Annotated in this window: 10 protein-coding genes; 8 read left to right on the top strand and 2 right to left on the bottom strand. The window is 64.0% G+C overall.

Annotated elements, in window-relative coordinates; translation table 11 throughout:
- Positions 1-42 precede the first annotated feature (42 nt).
- Positions 43-4,911, top strand: a complete 4,869-nt coding sequence (locus ABIB49_RS07110; protein ID WP_282359598.1) for an NAD-glutamate dehydrogenase — start codon at positions 43-45, stop codon at positions 4,909-4,911.
- Positions 4,912-4,942: 31 nt separating this feature from the next.
- On the top strand, positions 4,943-6,412 hold the full coding sequence (locus tag ABIB49_RS07105) for a sensor histidine kinase (RefSeq protein WP_226775776.1): 1,470 nt from the start codon (positions 4,943-4,945) through the stop codon (positions 6,410-6,412).
- A 147-nt stretch (positions 6,413-6,559) separates the two neighbouring features.
- On the opposite strand, the gene ABIB49_RS07100 is transcribed toward ABIB49_RS07105, so the two are convergent.
- On the bottom strand, positions 6,560-6,808 hold the full coding sequence (locus ABIB49_RS07100) for a WhiB family transcriptional regulator (RefSeq protein ID WP_003804966.1): 249 nt from the start codon (positions 6,806-6,808) through the stop codon (positions 6,560-6,562).
- 239 nt (positions 6,809-7,047) lie between these two features.
- Here ABIB49_RS07100 and ABIB49_RS07095 point away from each other — a divergent pair, with 239 nt between their 5' ends.
- Positions 7,048-7,539, top strand: a complete 492-nt coding sequence (locus tag ABIB49_RS07095; RefSeq protein ID WP_396021306.1) for a hypothetical protein — start codon at positions 7,048-7,050, stop codon at positions 7,537-7,539.
- Here ABIB49_RS07095 and ABIB49_RS07090 read toward each other — a convergent pair.
- The gene (locus tag ABIB49_RS07090; protein WP_354156852.1) at positions 7,536-11,507 is read right to left on the bottom strand and encodes an FtsK/SpoIIIE domain-containing protein; all 3,972 of its coding nucleotides are present in this window, start codon (positions 11,505-11,507) and stop codon (positions 7,536-7,538) included. The two genes, ABIB49_RS07095 and ABIB49_RS07090, sit on opposite strands and share 4 nt — an antisense overlap.
- A 242-nt stretch (positions 11,508-11,749) precedes the next feature.
- On the opposite strand from ABIB49_RS07090, the gene glf reads away from it, so the two are divergent.
- The 5 genes from glf to ABIB49_RS07065 all read left to right on the top strand — a co-directional run bounded on the left by glf (position 11,750) and on the right by ABIB49_RS07065 (position 18,656).
- Positions 11,750-12,937 carry a UDP-galactopyranose mutase gene (gene glf, locus ABIB49_RS07085; RefSeq protein ID WP_282360493.1) on the top strand — a complete coding sequence of 396 codons (1,188 nt, stop codon included), beginning with the start codon at positions 11,750-11,752 and terminating at the stop codon, positions 12,935-12,937.
- Positions 12,934-14,925, top strand: a complete 1,992-nt coding sequence (locus ABIB49_RS07080; protein WP_282360492.1) for a glycosyltransferase — start codon at positions 12,934-12,936, stop codon at positions 14,923-14,925. Before glf ends, ABIB49_RS07080 begins: the two co-directional genes overlap by 4 nt.
- On the top strand, positions 14,926-15,795 hold the full coding sequence (locus tag ABIB49_RS07075) for an ABC transporter permease (protein WP_354156851.1): 870 nt from the start codon (positions 14,926-14,928) through the stop codon (positions 15,793-15,795).
- A 1-nt stretch (position 15,796) separates the two neighbouring features.
- Positions 15,797-16,549 carry an ABC transporter ATP-binding protein gene (locus ABIB49_RS07070; RefSeq protein WP_354156850.1) on the top strand — a complete coding sequence of 251 codons (753 nt, stop codon included), beginning with the start codon at positions 15,797-15,799 and terminating at the stop codon, positions 16,547-16,549.
- A 436-nt stretch (positions 16,550-16,985) separates the two neighbouring features.
- Positions 16,986-18,656, top strand: a complete 1,671-nt coding sequence (locus tag ABIB49_RS07065) for a L,D-transpeptidase family protein (protein ID WP_354156849.1) — start codon at positions 16,986-16,988, stop codon at positions 18,654-18,656.
- The last annotated feature ends 166 nt before the right edge of the window (positions 18,657-18,822 follow it).

Below are 18,822 nucleotides of genomic sequence, written 5' to 3'. Positions count from 1 at the left end.
CAACGAAGCGGCCATGAACTTTTCTGATGGAGGCGTTTGTCGATGTCGTCTGGGTCCAGCGTGGAGGATCAACCCGTTTCGATCGGTGCCGGGGCAGGCTACCTGAGGGACTACTACGAGCACCTAGCCGAAGAAGATGCCTTGGCTTATCCTGAGGCATTGCTCTCGGAACGGGCGGCGATGCACCGCCAGACGGCGGCCAAACGGCTCCCGGGCACCGCTAACATCACCATCGCCGATGAAGCTGACCGCAGTGTTGTCTACATCGTCACCGACGATATGCCGTTCCTGGTTGATTCGGTGAACGCCGAACTCGTCCGGCAGAACGCCCCCATCCGACTCGTGATTCATCCGCTGTTCGTTGTGACCCGCAACCGGGAAAGCGGCGAACTCGTCAAAGTCTCACGGGTCCCCTCGCACCTGGGCATTTCCAGCGGCGACACCGCCGCGATGCCCAACCTTTCGCACCTGATCGCCCAGGGGGATAACGCCTCCCACATGGAATCATGGATCGCCGTCGAAATTGACCCCGTGGACGAGGAAAAGCGCGCAGCGCTGACAGCGGGAATCGGACGGGTACTCGCCGATGTCCGCGCCGCCGTCGAGGACTGGCCGAAGATGCGGAACCGGGCCCTTCAGATCGCCGACGACCTGGATACGCTCCCCGGTGACGCGCAGATCGCCGAACTCCGCCAGGCCCAGGCGCTGCTCCGCTGGCTGGATGACGGCAATTTCACCTTCCTCGGGTACCGCGAATACGACCTCACGAATGAATCCGGAGAGGACGTCCTGGAACCCCGGGAAGAAAGCGGTCTTGGGCTGCTGCGCAGCGGGGCAGAGACCCCGCACCAGATTCAGCACCTCACGGAGACGGGCCGGAAGAAGGCCCGCGAAAAGCGCGCACTTGTTATCACCAAGGCCAACTCGCGCTCCACGGTCCACCGCTCCGCCTACCTGGACTACATCGGCGTCAAGAGCTTCGATGCTGCCGGCAACGTCAACGGTGAACGCCGCTTCATCGGGCTCTTTGCCACCACTGCCTATGCGGGGTCCGTGCGTGATATCCCGGTGGTGCGCGAGAAGGTCGCCGCAGTACTGAGCGATGCCGGCTTCCCGCCGGATTCACACTCCGGCAAGGACCTCCTGGGCATCCTCGAAACGTACCCCCGCGACGAGCTTTTCCAGATCGAAATACCCGACCTGGCTGCCATTGCCACGGGCATCCAGCGATTGCAGGAACGACGCCGCACCCGGCTGTTCCTGCGGCCGGACCTCTACGGTCGCTTTATGTCCGCTCTTGTGTACCTTCCGCGCGACCGTTACACCACGAACGTCCGCCTGCGCATCGAGAAGGAGCTGCGCGACACTTTCGATGCGGTCTCCATCGATTTCGAGGCGCGGATGACTGAGTCCGCGCTGGCGCGGCTCTTCTTCCGGATCAGGCTCCCGAAGAACTCTGATGTCAGCACCGTCAATAGCGAAGATCTCGAAAAGAGGCTGGTCCGCGCGGCCCGTTCGTGGAGCGAAGGCATCTCCGAGGTCCTGCACACCCGCGCCGACGGGGGCCTCAGGGAGGACGGTGCCAAGGAGCTCGCCGCTGTGTGGGCCGAGGCTTTCCCGGCGAGTTACCGGGTCGACTACGAGGTGGAGGATGCCCTGGAGGACATCGCCCGCTTCGAGAAGTACGGAGCCGGAGCCCAGGACAGCGCGCACGAAGTCCAAGAACAGTCCGGCGTCCACGTCTATCTCCCCGATGGTGCCGGAGCGACCCTTGAAGAGGACGCCCGCGTCAAGCTCTACATGCTCGAGCCCAAAAGCCTGAGCCAAATCCTGCCGTATTTCCACAACCTGGGCTTGGAGGTCCTGGACGAGCGTCCGTTCGAAATCGAGACCGCGGACCACCGTGACTTCTTCCTGTATGACTTGGGCCTGAAGTACCCCGCCGGGGTTGACCCCCTGGAAACGGGGGAGTTGCTCGCGGAGGCCTTCTCTGCTGCCGTGTCCGGTGCCGTGGAATCGGACAGCTTCGACCGGCTGGTGCTTCGCGAAGGGATGCGCTGGCGCCAGGTGGTCGTCCTGCGCGCGTACGCCAAGTACATGCGGCAGATGGGCAACACCAACTCTTACGGATTCCTGGCAGATACGCTGCTGGCTAACCCCGACGTCAACCGCGGGCTCAGTGCACTGTTCGAAGCCCGCTTCGATCCTTCGTTGGGTGAGGACGAACGCCGCAGCCGGCAGGACGAGGTCATCGCCGGATTGGATGCTGCGATCGAGCGGGTCGCAACCCTCGACGCCGACCGCGTGCTGCGGACCTTCAAGAACCTGATCCAGGCGACCCTGCGGACCAACTACTACCAGAACAAGGCCCACCTGAGTTTCAAGCTGAACCCGTCAGCAATTGAAGGCCTGCCGTTCCCGACTCCCATGTTCGAGATCTGGGTCTACTCGCCCCGGGTAGAGGGCGTCCACCTGCGATTCGGCAAGGTGGCCCGCGGCGGCCTGCGCTGGTCGGACCGCCGGGAGGATTTCCGCACCGAGATCCTTGGACTGGTCAAGGCCCAAACGGTCAAAAACGCAGTGATCGTGCCCACCGGCGCCAAAGGCGGGTTCTACGCTAAACAGCTCCCCGACCCCGCGGCGGACCGCAGCGCGTGGATGGCGGAGGGCATCGCAAGCTACAAGACGTTTATCCGCGGTCTCTTGGACATCACGGACAACCTCGTGACAACAACAGCCGGCGAGCAGCTGGTGCCGCCGGCCGACGTCGTACGCCATGACGACGACGATTCCTACCTTGTAGTTGCAGCTGACAAGGGAACTGCGTCATTCTCCGACATCGCCAACGGCCTCGCCGCGGAGTACGGGTACTGGCTTGGTGACGCTTTCGCCTCCGGCGGATCGGTCGGCTACGACCACAAGGCGATGGGCATCACCGCCCGGGGTGCCTGGGAATCCGTTAAGCGGCACTTCAGCGAGCTGGACCTGGACACCCAGTCCGAGCCGTTCACGGTCGTCGGTGTCGGCGACATGTCAGGGGACGTGTTCGGCAACGGTATGCTCTTGTCGAAGCATATCCGGCTGCTCGCGGCCTTTGACCACCGGCACATTTTCCTCGATCCGACCCCGGACGAGGCCGTCTCCTTCGCCGAGCGCCAGCGTCTTTTTGAGCTGCCCCGTTCATCCTGGGACGACTACAACAAAACGCTGATCAGCGAAGGTGGCGGAGTTTTTGCCCGCCAGGCGAAGTCGATCGCGGTCTCGGCCCAGGTCCGTTCCGCACTGGGGCTTCCCGACGGGACGACCAGGCTCAGCCCGCCCGAACTGCTGCGAGCGATCCTGCTCGCCCCGGCCGACCTGCTCTATAACGGCGGGATCGGCACCTATGTCAAGGCCGCTACGGAAACCAATGCCGAGGTCGGTGACAAAGCCAACGACTCCATCCGCGTCGATGGCCGTGAACTGCGCGTGAAGGTGGTCGGTGAGGGCGGCAACCTGGGCATGACCCAGCGCGGCCGCATCGAGGCCGCCCTGCAGGGCGTCATCCTGAACAGCGATGCGATCGACAACTCTGCCGGGGTGGACTGCTCCGACCACGAGGTGAACATCAAGATCTTCGTGGACCGGATGGTTGCCGCCGGGAAGCTGGATCCTGCGGAGCGATCGGAGTTCCTGGCCTCGATGACCGACGAAGTCGGCCGGCTCGTCCTTGAGGACAATATCGACCAGAACATCCTGCTGCTCAATGACCGGATGCGGGTCTCCGAATGGAGCCCCAGCTACGAACGCCTGATGGACTGGCTGGAGAAGTCGGCCGACCTCAAGCGTGATCTGGAGGCGCTGCCGACAACGGAGACGTTGCGCGAGCGGCTCGAACAGGGCCAGGGACTGACCTCACCGGAGCTGTCCGTCCTGGCGGCCTACGCCAAAATCGAGCTTGCCTCGGCGCTCCGGGACAGCGACCTCTCCGAGGACCCGTGGTTCCGGTCAACCCTGCGTGCTTATTTCCCGAAGCAGTTGCGTGAGAGGTTCGATGCGGAGCTGGACACCCATCCGCTGCGCCGGGAAATCATCGCGACAGTGGTGGCGAACGACATGATTAACATGGGCGGCATCACCTTTGCCTTCCGTGCCATGGAAGAAACCTCCGCGTCCGAGGCCGCTGTTGCCAAGGCCTTCCTGGCCCTCCGTGAAGTCTATGAACTGGACGTTATGGTCGGGGAGCTCAATGCGTTGCCCGCTTCTTTCCCGACGGAGCACTGGAGCACCGTCCATTTGGATATCCGCAGGCTTCTGGACCGGGCCGTGCGGTGGGTCCTGAGCCAAAGCAACGGCTCCCGGCCAATTGCCGAGACCGTGGCCGAGTTCAAGCCGCTGATGGATCCGATGCGTGCGCGCCTGCTGGACTACCTGCGCGGCGGTGACCGTGACCGGGTGGCCGAATGGCTGGAGACGGCCCGCGCGTGGGGCCTGCCGGAGCAACTGGCCCATCGGTGGGCCGAACTGTTCGAAAGCTTTGTGCTGCTCGACATCGCCAAGATCGTCCACGCCAGCCCGGAACCGGTAGAGGACATCGCGCATGTCTACTACGCCCTGTTCAACCACTTCCACGCCGATTCCCTGCTTGAGCGAATCACCAAGCTGCCCCGGCGGGACCGCTGGCAGGCTCTGGCCCGGGCGGCCCTGCGCGACGACCTGTACTCGACCGTTTCGGATATGACGACGGCCGTGCTGGAGGCAACGCCGCGGGGTGTACCGGCAGAGGAGCGGCTTGTGGCCTGGGAGAACCAGAATGCGGAGCAGCTGAGCCGGGCGAAGAGCATGTTTGATGAAGTGAACGCGCTTGAGGCCGATGACATGGCTTCACTGTCGGTAGCATTGAGGCTCTTGAGGTCAATCGTTCGACGCTAGGCAGCCGCCGGCGTTCGACTATGGAGGTGCTGTGGCAATCTTTACGGACCCTATCAGGGAGCATGCTGATTTCGGGCCGGGGGATGCCGAGTGGCTCCACCTGCTCGTCGGGGACTGGCAGATGGTCGCCGACTTGGCGTTCGCTGACCTGGCGCTGTGGTTTCCGCATCCCGAGTTCGGCTACGTGGCACTGGCGCACGTCCGCCCCTCCACCACGCATACGGTGTTCCACGCCGATTTCGTGGGGGAGGGGATCCGTTCGGACCTGTTGCCCCTCGTTGAGAAGGCGTGGGAGAGCCGGACTATCGAGCGCTCCAACGAGACCAACTGGAGCAGCGATACGGCTCTTCGGGTCGAGGCCGTGCCAATGGTCCGCAACGGCCGGACCCTTGCCATCGTCACCACCCACATGGATCTCTCCAGCTCCCGCATGCCGTCGCGGCTGGAGTTGACTTACCGGCAATGCGCTTACGATCTGTTGCGGATGGGAACACTGGGGCTGTGGCCCGATTTCGCCTCGCCCACCGGTTCGCGCCGCGGGGCGCCGCGCGTTGGGGACGGTCTGATCAGGCTCGACGCCGAGGGCATCGTCCAGTACGCGAGCCCCAACGGGGTGTCCGCATTCCGACGGCTGGGAGACGGCGAGTCACTTGAGGGCAGGAGCCTGGCCGAGGTAACCGCAGGTTTGCTGAAGGACCGTCGTCTGGTGGATGAAACCCTTCCGCTGGTCGTCACAGGGCGTATGCCGTGGCGCAGTGAAATCGAGTCCCGCGGGGTCAGTCTGTCCTTGCGGGCGATTCCGCTGCGGGATGAACAGCGGCGCTTCGGCGCCCTCGTGCTCTGCCGCGACGTCAGCGAACTGCGGCGCCGCGAGATGGAGCTCGTGACGAAAGACGCCACGATTCGGGAGATCCACCACCGGGTGAAGAACAACCTGCAGACCGTTGCCGCGCTGCTGCGGATGCAGTCGCGGCGCATGGTCAGCGATGAGGCAAAGCAGGGGCTTGAGCAGGCGATGCGGCGAGTGGCCACGATCGCCCTCGTGCATGAGACGCTGTCCCAGGGCCTGACCCAGAGCGTCGACTTCGACGAACTTATCGGACGCCAGTTCAGGCTCTCGGCTGAGGTGGCGTCGCCGTCGCAGCAGGTGAAGACAGCACGCTCGGGACTGTTTGGTGAGCTGCCGAGCGACTTTGCGACGCCGCTGGCCTTAGTGATCAACGAGTTGGTGACCAACGCCGTTGAACATGGGCTGGAGGGCAGGACCGGAACGGTCTGGCTAATGGCGGACCGCTCCGAGGGCGAGGACGGCGAGGAGCTGCTCACCGTCACGGTAGCGGACGACGGCGTCGGCATCCCCGCTACACCCTATGTGGAGGGCCTCGGTCTGCAGATCGTCCGTACCCTGGTGACGAGCGAACTGGGCGGCAGTATCCAGTGGAAGGCCCGTGACAGCGGCGGGACGGCAGTCGAGATCGTCTTGAGTCTGGCCACGTCCTAGCCCGTCCTAGCCCGTCGGCCAGGGCGGACGCCGGGGGCGGGACCATGGCGGTTAACGAGCAATGGCCGCAGACGTGAGTCTGCGGCCATTTCTTGTTCCTGCCTGTAAAGGCTGGGTGCCGGTTCTACCGGCGGCCAGTAGCTGGTGTCAGGAGGCGCGGCGGGCACGAGCCGCGCGCCGCTTGAGGGCACGTCGCTCGTCTTCGCTCATGCCGCCCCAGACGCCGGCGTCCTGCCCGGATTCGAGGGCCCACTGAAGGCACGTGTCAACGACGGGGCATCGACGGCAAACACTTTTGGCTTCCTCGATCTGCAGGAGGGCAGGGCCGGTGTTTCCTACGGGGAAGAAAAGCTCCGGGTCCTTGTCAAGGCACGCTGCGCGGTTACGCCAATCCATGCTGATCAGTCACTCCATTTCCTGGGCAGTCAGTTTTGCCTTTGTGAAATTATTCACTAGAGGCTTCATAAGAAAGGGGCCCGGTGGGGCCCCCTCGATCATCTGAATTAAGCGTGTCATGTTAACGCTGCGTAAACAAGGGGTACTAGCATGCAAAATGCCGCGCCCTCGTGAGCGATGCATCACAATGTGCGGCCGGGCCCTCACGTCCAGTCGACTATGTCCGGTACTGTGCCAGTGTGTCAAGAGCCTCTGAAAACCCCTCCGAACCTGCCGCTGACCGCGGGAACGGCCCTGCGGGAAGCCCTTCCGGCGGGCCCGCCGGCAGCGTTCGCGGCCGGCCGGCAGGAATCCTGGTCATTGCTGTCATCGTGGCGCTGGAAGCGACCGCGCTGTTGGTTGCCGCCATCTGGTACGGAAGCCAGTTAGTTACCGGAGCCCCGGTGCTCTCCTTCTGGGGTGCAGTCTTCACGCTGGGGCTGCTGTTGGTCTTCGCTGCCTGGCTTGTGGCCGTGTCCACGTTCCTGTTCCGCGGGTACCGGTGGCCGCGATCGGGTGCGCTGGTGGCCCAGCTTTTTGCGCTCACCATCGGCTTTCCCACGATGTCCGGCGGCTATCCCCTGGCGGGCTTGGCCCTGCTGGTGCCTGCGGTTACCGCCATTATTTTGCTGTTTGACAAGCGAGTCATCGTGTTCGCATCACGGGCAGGCGGGGCTCCGCCGGCCCTCTAGCCAGGTCCCGTCTGATCCCTGCTGCTGTCTGCTGCAGGATCGAACGCCAACTGCACCGCCCGGGCCCGACCTTCCGAAATCAGGACCGCGCGGCCCGGGGGAGGGCTGGGCTCCAGATCGAACCTGACTCCGAACAAGTCACCGTCCAGCACCGACCGCGGGGCGAGCAGGACGCCCCTTCCGTAGCCCGCGGCATTCTGGGCCAGTGGTACCCGTTGCCGAATGGCGGGGTTAAAGCCTGCCGTCAGGACCACGCGCCAGCCCAGGTTGTTCAACAGGACCAGCCGGCGATTGGTTTCAGCTGACTGCAGGTCGAGGTCGTCCGCCAGCAGGACCGCCGCAGGGTCCAGCACCCCGGCGAGCGCGGAGTCGTACGTGCCTGCCCAGTACTCCTCCAGATCCGTCGCCGACGGGGGCCGGAGCCAAGTGGCTGCCGGGTTGAGCCCGGGAAGGGCCGATAGAAGCGAGCTCTTCCCCGACAGGTGCCCACCGAGGACCGCTAGGACTGCGCCCGGAGGTAACGGGATTCCCACAGCGCAGAGTTCGTCGCCCTGGACGCCGAGGCAAAGCTGCCCGTTCGAGGCAGGCGGGCCCGGGCGGGGCGTTGCCTCGCTGCTGCCCGCACTTACTGGACCGGACCGCGCGTGGACTTCGCTGACCGTGACCCGTGATGGAAGGGGCTCGATGCGGAACGGCCGGATTCGCGAGAGACAGGCCTCGCCGCCGACTGCCGGCGGGCGGGGCCCGAAGAGTTGTCCCACGTGCCCGGAAGGAGAAGGGGAGACAGACATTGGTCCAAAAACGACCACTCGATCTCCGGCCGTCCCGCCGGCGGGCAGCCGGGGCCAACCGAGCCGCGCTTCCTCGGTCGAACCGGCAGGCAGGAAAATCCGGTTGGGCACGGCGGCGAAGAACCGTGCGGTCACGAGCTCGCGTTCCCCCGCCGCGAGCACCGCAATCCCGGCGCGGGCACCATCCCGGACGATGTTGTGGACCAGGTCTTCGGCCCAGGCCAGGGGTCCGGCCCGAAACGCCGACACCCAGGACCCCCAACCGCACAGGACGAGGACGAGGACAGGCAGGTCCGCCGGCTGGGCAAGGCCCAGCCTTCGTGTCATTTCTTCCGAGACGCGTTCGAGGACCCGCGCGGCCCGCCGGAGTTCGTGCAGCCCGACAACTGCGCCCACTCTAGCGGCGGTGGACATGGCGCTGAATGAACCTGTGGCATCCAAGAGATACATGTGGGATTCGTCATCGCAGCCAAGCAGCTGATTCACAATGAGCTCCAGGACGGTGTCGGCACCTCCATTGAGTCCCGGGATCAGTCCGAGGTGGCCGTGGGTGCCCGGATGCCAGTCGAACTCTGCCACTCGTTGTTCCCTGGGAAGGTCCAACAACCCCAGCCGGATCCGGCCGCGGCTGCCATCCGTCGGAAACGGCACTTTACCGGGGAGCGGTGTTGCCACCGGACGGCGCGGCTCCCCACCGCCGATTGCCGCCCAGGCAGCCCGGACTGTTTCCGTCAGGTGGGTTATGGCCAGGGACGGTGGCGATGCGGCGCGGGCGGCGCACGGTTCGACCGCCGGGCGGTTGAGGAATTCACTGACCTCCATCACACTTGGCCAGCCGGCAGCCTCGGACGGGAGCGGCGTGGTCGTGGCGGTCTGAAACTCTTCCGGCGCTTCGCTGCCGCGGACCAGGTAGGCGCGTCCCGGCCGCGCAATCGGGATGGCTGCCGCCAGCCGTGAATTGATGATGTCGAGGGACTCCAGTTCGGATTGGACCCGCAGGGCGACACGGCTGGTCACGTTCGCACGGATGTCTGCGGAAACGGCGCCCTGGGGTCGCTGGGTGGCCATGATGAGATGAATCCCAAGCGAGCGGCCGATTGCAGCTACCCGCAGGAGCTCGGCCAGCGCTCCCGGGGCTTCCTCTACCAGCATTCTGAATTCGTCGATGATAAGCACCAGATGGGGCAGCGGCGGCGCCGCGGGTTGAAGCGATTCATAGGCAATGAGGTCGGCAGCCCGGTACGAGTCAAGGAGCTCTTCCCTGCGGCGTACTTCCGCCCGCAGTGATACGAGCGTGCGCTCCACTTCACCCTGGTCGAGATCCGTGAGCAGTCCGACGCAGTGTGTCAGGGCTGCCAACGGTCGCAGGCCGGAGCCGCCTTTGAAATCAATAAACAGCAGGTTGACGCGATCGGGCGGGTAATGGCCCACCAACCCGACCGCCATGGTCCGCAACAATTCGGATTTGCCCGAGCCGGTGGTCCCCGCCACCAGGAAATGGGGGCCGTCGGCCTGGAGGTCCAGCCACAGTGGGCCGGACGTTCCGACGCCGACCAGCACTGGAAGTCCGGGGGCGTGTGCTGAGGCGGCCCAGCGTGCGGAGATTTCCGCCGCTGAGGCTGGCATCAGCTCCGCCATGAAGCAGGCATCCGGAAGGCCTTTTGGCGGAGCCTGCTCAGGGTTCTGTCCGCCGATCCGGCGGCAGGCCCGGTCGAAGACGCCGGCTGGAACAAGATCGGGAATGAACTCCACCGCGGAGTGACCGGACGAAAGCACGGCGGTTCGCTCGGTGAGCTCTAGGACCGAACCAGCGGCGGCAGCAGCAGGACCTTCGGAGCAGTGGAAAACCTGCCAGCCGTGGCCTGCCGCAGCCGAACACAGCCTGTCCCGCCCCATTGTCGTGACGATCACCAGCACCCCGCGCTCGTAGCCCGGGCCCGGGCCGGTTGCGAGGATCTCCAGCGTGGATGTCTCCTGTGCGGAGAGCACGACTGACGGCAGGAAGCGTGCGGCATAAAGGGCGGCGGTTGGGCCGTGGATGAGGATTTTGGTTCGCCCGGCTGCGGGGTAGCTGGCAAGTTGCAGCAGGCAGGATCTGACCAGTCCGGACACGGCGGTTTCGGGGCCACGCACGGTGGTCAGCCTCGTCGCTGGATTGAGTGTCACAGGCACCAGGCCGAGCAACGGTGGCTGGAATCCGGAATCCGGTGGTTCCAGACCGATATTCGCGCGTTGCGGTGCCTGGCCGAGCCGCAACCAGACAGGTCCTGTGGCAATTGCGGATGACACCCCGCGATCCGCTGCAAGGAAACGAGCCCCCAGCGACAGTTCGCCGGCGGAGGGCGCGGCTCGCCGCCGTCGTTCGCGGTCCTGGCGCGCCGCGGCGGCCACGGCGGCCCGCAGTTCGCGGCGCTGCCTTCGGCCCGAAAACACGGGCACCAGAATGGACACGGCTGACAGGGCAGTAAAAGCGAGGAACACCCACATTCCGGTGAGGACGGCCAGGCCCACTCCGAGGCAGAGGGGCAGGCCCGCTGACAGCAGCAGGGCCGCCCTGTTGCTGTGCGCCGCGGGGTTGCTGAGCACCAACGGTGCTGAGATGTCGGACCCGGCAAAGGCCGGAATGCCGGCGTCGAGGGAATCGCCGAAAACCAGGGACATCGACGAACCGCCGCACCGGATCGCCGACTCCGTGGAGACGGGCGCCGACTGTACTTTCCGTCCGTCGACGCGGACCCCGTTGGCGCTGCCGAGATCGACGAGGCTGACGGCGGAGTCAGTCACGTCCAGCCGGGCATGTTCCCGGGACAGCTCGGCGTCCGGAATGACGATCTCGGTGCCGCTGCGACCGATTCGGAACCGCCCCCGCCGCAACGGAAAGATCAGGCCCGCACCCGGGCCACTGTGCACGGTCAGCACGAGCGTTGGCGGGTCCACAATCGTGGGCGGCGCAGCGCCGTCCACCAGGATGGCACCGGCAACGAGGGGGACTTTCCCGGGCGTCAAAGCGGCCACGGGCACCCGGTCCACGGTCAGCGCCCCGGTCCCGTAACGTCTGGAGATAGCCGCTTCGAGGTCCGCGCCGGGGCAGGTAGCCGGCAGTTCGATGGCCAGTTCCGCAGGTCCGGAGGTCAGTGCCGACCCCGGGGCGGGAACCAGTGTGCAATGCAGCAGCATCGGGTTGGGTCCTTTCCCGGGGTGTCGTTTGATCCCACGGTAGGCGGCGATGCGGCGTTGCGGCACGCGGGAATCCGGCTATGTGGAAAGCGGTGCCGACGGAGGGAAAACTGCCCCGCGACAGGACGGTCCGCGGGCCTGGACGCGGGCCGCGATTCGCGGGTTCACACCGTGTCTCGGGTAGGCTGGACCAGCAGACAATGCGCAAGATTGCGCTGCCCGCATTCGAACCAGGAGAGTTTGTGACCGCTGACCTCGTCATCGTAGGGTCGGGCTTCTTTGGCCTGACAATCGCAGAACAGGCCGCCACAGAGCTGGGCTTGAAGGTCGTTGTTATCGACCGCCGGCACCACATTGGCGGAAATGCCTACAGCGAAAGAGAAGAGCAGACCGGCATCGAGGTGCACCGCTACGGCGCGCACCTCTTCCACACCTCCAACGAGCGTGTCTGGGAGTACGTGAACCGCTTCACCACCTTCACCAACTACGTTCACAAGGTGTACGGCGTTCACAAGGGCGAGGTCTACTCCCTGCCGATCAACCTGGCGACCATCAACCAGTTCTTCCGCGCCAACCTGACCCCGGGCGAGGCCCAGGAACTGATCAAGGAACAGGCCGGGGAACTTGCCGGCACGGATCCGCAGAACCTGAACGACAAGGGCATCCAGCTGATCGGCCGTCCGCTGTACGAGGCCTTCATCAAGCACTACACCGGCAAGCAATGGCAGACGGACCCCAAGGACCTGCCCGCGGGCATCATTTCCCGGCTCCCGGTTCGCTACAACTACGACAACCGGTACTTCAACGACAAGTACGAAGGTCTCCCGACCAACGGCTACACCGCGTGGATCGAGAAGATGGCGGAGCACCCGAATATCGAGGTCCGGCTCAACACCGACTTCTTTGACGAGTCGCACGAGTACAGCAAAAACAATGTTGTCGGCAACATCCCGGTCATCTACACCGGCCCGGTCGACCGCTACTTTGACTTCGCCGAGGGCGACCTCTCCTGGCGCACCATCGACTTCGAAGAAGAAATCCTCGACGTCGGAGACTTCCAGGGAACGTCAGTGGTCAACTACAACGACGCCGACGTGGCCTACACCCGCATCATTGAGCCACGGCACTTCCACCCGGAGCGCGACTACCAGACGGAAAAGACCGTTATTATGCGCGAGTTCTCGCGGGCAGCAGAAAAGGGCGACGAACCCTACTACCCGATCAACACCGCAGCGGACCGCGAACGGCTGCTCAAGTACCGCGATCTCGCCGCCGCCGAGCAGGATGTCCTGTTCGGGGGTCGTCTGGGCACATACAAGTATCTGGACATGCACATGGCCATCGGGTCGGCACTGACCATGTTCGATAATAAGATCCGCCCGCATTTCGATGGTGGCGCCAAAATTGAAAGCGGAGGGGTCGACGCATGAGCGCCGCGGACGAAACTACTGATTGGGCACGGATCCAACGGGTAATCCTTCCGTCGGGTGACCAGACCGACACTATCCCGCTGTACGTGGACGCCGGGCCCGCCAGCGGCATCCGGCTGCGGGAGAACGACGAACTTGCCCGCTCGCCGAAGCTGCCCGAGGACAAACTGCAGATGTTCAGCTCCGGGGGGAGCGAGGCGCACTTCGAGGACTTGCTCTCGCGTGAGTCCATGCGGGTGCGGTCCGGCGAGCAAATATCGTTCGGCACCTATTTCAACGCATTTCCGGCAAGCTACTGGCGACGGTGGACCTCGGTCCGTGACATCCGGCTGGTCGTTCGGACAACCGGCAGCGGAGCGGTCACCGTTTACAAGTCCAATGCCCGCGGGTCGGTTCAGCGGGTCGATGGGCGCCACGTTGACGGCGAGTCCACTTCGGTTTTCGAGTTATCGCTCAAGCCGTTCGGCGACGGCGGCTGGTACTGGTTTGATCTGGCAGCGAGTTCCACGGACCTCGTGCTTGAGGCCGGCCAGTGGGAGTCTCACGATCTCACCGGCAGCCGCGGCCAGGTGACCCTCGAAATCACGACAATGAACAAGCCCGATTACTGCCTCAACAACGCCCGCATCCTCGCAGCTAACCTCGACGTCCTGGCCAACGTCAAGGAAATCCTGATCGTGGACCAGGGCACGCAAAAGGTGGAAGACCAAGAGGGGTTCGCCGAGGTCCAGGCCTCACTCGGGGGCAAGCTACGGGTCATTAATCAGGCGAACTTGGGCGGGTCCGGCGGTTTTGCCCGTGGAATGTACGAGGCGGTGGAGAACGGCAGCGATTACGTGTTGCTGCTCGACGACGACATCGTCGTCGAGCCGGAAAGTATCGTTCGGCTCTTGACCTTTGCCGACCACTGCCGGAAGCCCACCATCATCGGGGGGCACATGTTTGACCTGTATAACCGCAGCGTCCTGCACACCTTTGGCGAGGTGGTCGACCCTTACCGGATTGTGCCGGCGCAGCCACATGCGGACATGGAGCTTCGCCATGACTTTAGCGTCGCGAACCTCCGCCAGACCGCCTGGCTGCATCGCAGGGTGGACGTCGACTACAACGGCTGGTGGATGTGTCTGGTCCCCACGAAGGTGATCAAGGAAATCGGGCTGGCCCTCCCGCTGTTCATCAAATGGGACGACGCCGAATACGGTCTCCGGGCCAGGGAAGCCGGGTTCGCGACCGTGTCACTGCCGGGCGCAGCGGTGTGGCATGTGTCGTGGGCGGATAAGGACGACATGGTCGGCTGGCAGTCGTACTTCCACGAACGCAACCGGCTGATAACCACGCTCGTTCACAGCCCCTATCCCAAGGGCGGACGGGTCCTCAGGGAATCGGTCCAGGCCGACGTCAAGCATCTTGTGTCGATGCAGTATTTCACCGAGCACGGCCGCATCGAGGCACTGAAAGACATCTTCAGAGGACCCGACGCTCTGCATCAGGTCCTGGCGTCCAGGCTTCCGGAGATCAACGCCCTCAAGTCCCAGTACACGGACGCCCAGCTGAAGGATGACGTGGACGACTTCCCGGCTCCGAAATTGGGCCGCGGCCCAATGGGTGGTGCGCCGATCGGAATGCCGCGCAAAAAGGACCTGGTTCCCTGGGGCATCAAGACAGTCTCGCGTCAGCTCGTCAAGGCTCCCGCGCCGGAGAGCGCCGAACGTCCGCAGGGATTCCTGGCCCACCGGGACAACCGCTGGTTCAGGCTTGCCCACTACGACAGTGTTGTGGTGTCCAACGCCGAGGGAACAGGTGCCTCCTGGTACCGGCGTGACCCCAAGAAGCTCAAGTCGATGCTGGCCGAGGCCACCCGTTTGCACCTTCGGCTGTACCGGGAGTGGGACAAGTTGGCCGAGCAGTACCGGGAGGCCGTTCCACGAATTACCTCGATGGAAGCCTGGAAAAGGACGTTCGACGCCGACACCAAGGGTGGGCAATAGATGGCCGGCGCTGTGGACCAGTTGGTCAAGCCCGGACGTGGCCGCGGACTGCTCGATGTCTACGGTGATCGCTTCCTGTTGAAGCTGCTGGTACGCAAAGAGATAAAGATCCGCTATCGCGGTTCGGTGCTTGGTCTGATGTGGTCCTATGTCAAACCGCTGATGCAGTTCATGATCTACTTCATCGCGCTGGGTATTTTCCTAAATCTTGAGCGGGGGACACCCAACTACGCGATCTATCTCTTTTCGGGCATTGTGCTGGTTAACTTCTTTACGGAGTCATTGTCCAACGCCACCCGGTCGATAGTGGACAACCGCGACCTCATTCGGAAGATCTACCTGCCGCGGGAGCTGTTTCCAGTCGCAACCGTGTGGGTGTCAGCCGCCCATTTCCTGCCTCAGTTGTTGGTACTTATTGCTGCCTGCCTGGTTGTCGGGTGGACACCGTCAATCGTGCAGATATTGGCGGCGGTCCTGATCTTTGTGATGGTGGCGATCCTGGCGACTGGCCTGGGCCTGATGTTCGGTGCTGTCAACGTCTACTTCCGCGACTCCGAAAACATCGTGGACATGATCGTTATGGTTGTCACGTGGGCTTCGCCGGTTCTTTACGTGTGGACCATGGTCCAACAGGTTATGGGACCGTGGTTTTGGGTTTATCAGCTCAACCCGATGACAACCGCCGTCGAAGTTTTCCACTGGGCTTTTTGGGAGCCGACCCTGAAGGCGAACCAGCTCGTGGGGGATACCATGCCCCCGGATCTCTTGAGCTTCTGGCTTCCGGTTTCCCTGATCATGTCTGTGGCAATCCTGTTCCTTGGCCAGCTGATGTTCCGCCGGCTTTCCGTCCACTTCGCACAGGAGCTCTGAAATGGCGTCCCACGGCCACGTTGCCATCAGCTGTATTGGCGTCCGCAAGCAGTTCGTCCTGCGGCACACGCGCTCCCTGAAGGAGGCCTTGGTCTGGCTTGTCAGGGGCCGCAAGGGAGATCTGTCGAAGAAGTTCCAGGCGTTGAACCACGTCTCCCTTGAGGTCAAGCAAGGCGAAACGGTTGCCCTGCTGGGCCTGAACGGTTCCGGTAAATCCACCCTCCTGAAGTTGATTTCCGGTGTGCTGCAGCCTGACGCCGGCACGGTGCGGACCCGGGGGCGGGTCGCCGGGCTGATCGAGGTCGGCGCGGGCTTCCACCATGACCTCAGCGGACGTGACAACGTTTATCTCAACGGTGCGATTCTGGGCATGTCGGAAAAGCAGATCGATGAGATGTTTGATTCCATCGTGGAGTTCTCGGAAATCGGTGAATTCATTGACACCGAAGTGAAGTTCTACTCGTCGGGTATGTACCTGCGTTTGGCATTTTCCATCGCGGTGCACACCGACCCGGAGGTCTTCCTCATTGATGAGATCCTTGCCGTCGGCGATGAGCCGTTTCAGCGTAAGTGCATCGCGAAGATCCAGGAGTTGGCCGAGAAGGGCAAGACGCTCTTTGTGGTGAGCCACGACCTGGATTTGGTGGCGACGGTCTGTGAACGCGGGGTGCTGCTCGAACACGGCGAGGTCGTGATGGACGCAGAGGTGCACGACGTCGTTGCGGAGCTCCGGCGGAGATCAGCCGTGGCCTAGCGGCCGTGTGGCATTCCACCTCGGGCCGGCGTCGAATAGGATGGGGCGGAAACGGGGAACGTGCCCCGTACTGGGGGATACGGGAGCGCGATCGATGACAATGTTGGGACCAGAAAAACAACGGGACCGATGGGCCGGGAGCCGACGCCGCACTGCAGTGGCGAAGGTCCGCAAGACCGTGGCGGTAGCTGTGGCCGGCGGCCTTTGCCTCGTTGGTATGGCCCAAGGGCCGGTAGTGGCGGATACCGCCACGGAAACCGTTACTGTGACGCCCACAGCCAGCCCATCGGCCACAAAGCCGGGCCCGTCTGCATCGGGTACGGCACCGGCGCCGACACCGCCGGCTGACCCCCCACCCGCCGCTCCGTCGCCCACTTCGACAGCAGCACCAGCCCCGCCAACAGCCTCGCCGGAGCCGACGGCGACCCCGGCCCCCGTGGCTCCGAGCCTGGAAGTTTCCGATCCGGCCGCAGCGGCCGCCGCAATGTTTACAGTGCCCGGGCCCATCGGTGCCGAGCATCAGAGGCTCGGTGGTGACTCCGGGGCGGTTGGCCCAGCCACCGCAGCGCAGCTTTGTGGCTTGGCCAACGGCGGCTGCCTGCAGACATTCGCCCACGGCACGATCGCGTGGAGTCCGGCAACCGGCGCCCACCTGATGGCCGGGCCAATCGAGGCGGCGTGGGTAAAATACGGCGGCGTCGGAGGGAACCTCTCCTATCCGAGTGAGGACCGCAAGTGCGGGCTGCAGGCCAACAGTTGCCGCCAGCAGTTCCGCGGCGGCTCCCTTCACGACGTGCCGGGTGTGGGCACGTTTCCTGTCTGGGGCGGGGTCAGCATGCGGTATGAAGGCATGGGCGGCATTGCCGGATATCTTGGCTACCCGCGCGAGGCTGAGGTGTGCGGTGTTCCTGCCGGGCACTGCGTCCAGCACTTCCAGCGAGGTTTGATTTACTTCGGGCCCGGTGGAACCTGGCCGATTTGGGGAGCCATCGGGGGCACTTTTGAAGGTCTTGGCGGCTCGTCGGGCTATCTCGGCTACCCGGTAGCTCCCGAGCAGTGCGGTTTGCCGGGCAACGCCTGCCTGCAGAAGTTCCAGCGGGGAACCATCTACTTTGTGCCGGGTGCGGGGACCTTTCCGGTCTGGGGCGGTATCCAGGGCCGCTATGACGCATTGGGCGGCAGCGCCAGCTACCTCGGCTACCCGGTGGCCAACGAAAAGTGCGGACTGCGTGGCGGGGGATGCTCCCAAGCATTCCAACGAGGCAGTATTTACTTTGCCATCGGAGCGGGGACGCAGGCAGTGTGGGGCGGGTTGGGTCTGTACTATGCCTCGAGATACGCTCAGGACGGCGTCCTCGGCTATCCCACTACCGGTGAAATGTGCGATTCGGGCGGAAATTGCCGGCAACTGTTCCAGTTCGGCGAACTTCAGTGGGTCACCGGATACGGAGTCAAGTTCATGCCGGCCACTTCGGGGTATTGTCCGGCGCTCAATACCGGCACGGTGAAGTACGCCACCGGGGGAGCATCACGAGTATCTTTCGCGATCGCTGCCGACTACCGGGCCACGCGGGTCAACTTCATCACTTGCGTCCGCCAAGCAAGCGGCCAGTACACCACCGAGTGGGGTGCGCTGGGCTCCGCGGGCGAGTCGGGCTTCGCCGGACCCGGGTATGCCACCGGTCCGACCTGGCAGAAGTACTCACCTACGGGAAGTTTCACCGTGACCGAGGCGTTCGGATTGGGCAACCCCGGTACCAGCCTCGCCTACCGGACCCTGAACCCATATTCGCGCTGGGGCGGCCAGCTCAACGGCAACTACAATAAGTACTTTGAGTCGAGCGGCGACGTTTTCCCGGACGAGAACATGTGGTACTACGCCACCAGGCCCTCGAGGGATTACCGCCAGGGCGTCGTGATCAACTACAACCGTCCGCCGGACTCGCCCATCGTAATGAACGCTGGCTTCGCCATCTTCCTGCATGGCAACAACGTTCCGACGTGGGGCTGCATTTCACTCAATGACGGAGACCTGCTGCAGTTTATGCGAACGGCGAATCCCGGTGACCGTTTCGTCATGGGAGTTGCAAATGACATCTTCAATTAACAGCCCCGGCAAAAGTGCATTGCGCCGGTGCGTGCTCCTTATGGTGGGCGGCCTCCTGCTGTCGTCCTGCACGGCTGGACCGGTTACCGGTTCCGGGGCGACTGCGTCCGGAGATGCAGGACGCCCACCCCCGTCGCCGGCGGGCACTTCCGACGTCGGACCCGGC

It is taken from the genome of Arthrobacter sp. UYCu512 (assembly GCF_040547075.1).
Classification (GTDB): domain Bacteria; phylum Actinomycetota; class Actinomycetes; order Actinomycetales; family Micrococcaceae; genus Arthrobacter.
Note: the sequence above shows the minus strand (reverse complement) of the source record. Positions and strands in the feature narration are given on the sequence as shown.

Coding starts and splice junctions, on each gene's coding strand:
- ABIB49_RS07100 (WP_003804966.1), bottom strand. CDS start 6,808: ATGGATTGGCGTAACCGCGCAGCGTGCCTTGACAAGGACCCGGAGCTT.
- ABIB49_RS07110 (WP_282359598.1), top strand. CDS start 43: ATGTCGTCTGGGTCCAGCGTGGAGGATCAACCCGTTTCGATCGGTGCC.
- ABIB49_RS07080 (WP_282360492.1), top strand. CDS start 12,934: ATGAGCGCCGCGGACGAAACTACTGATTGGGCACGGATCCAACGGGTA.
- ABIB49_RS07070 (WP_354156850.1), top strand. CDS start 15,797: ATGGCGTCCCACGGCCACGTTGCCATCAGCTGTATTGGCGTCCGCAAG.
- ABIB49_RS07090 (WP_354156852.1), bottom strand. CDS start 11,507: ATGCTGCTGCATTGCACACTGGTTCCCGCCCCGGGGTCGGCACTGACC.
- ABIB49_RS07075 (WP_354156851.1), top strand. CDS start 14,926: ATGGCCGGCGCTGTGGACCAGTTGGTCAAGCCCGGACGTGGCCGCGGA.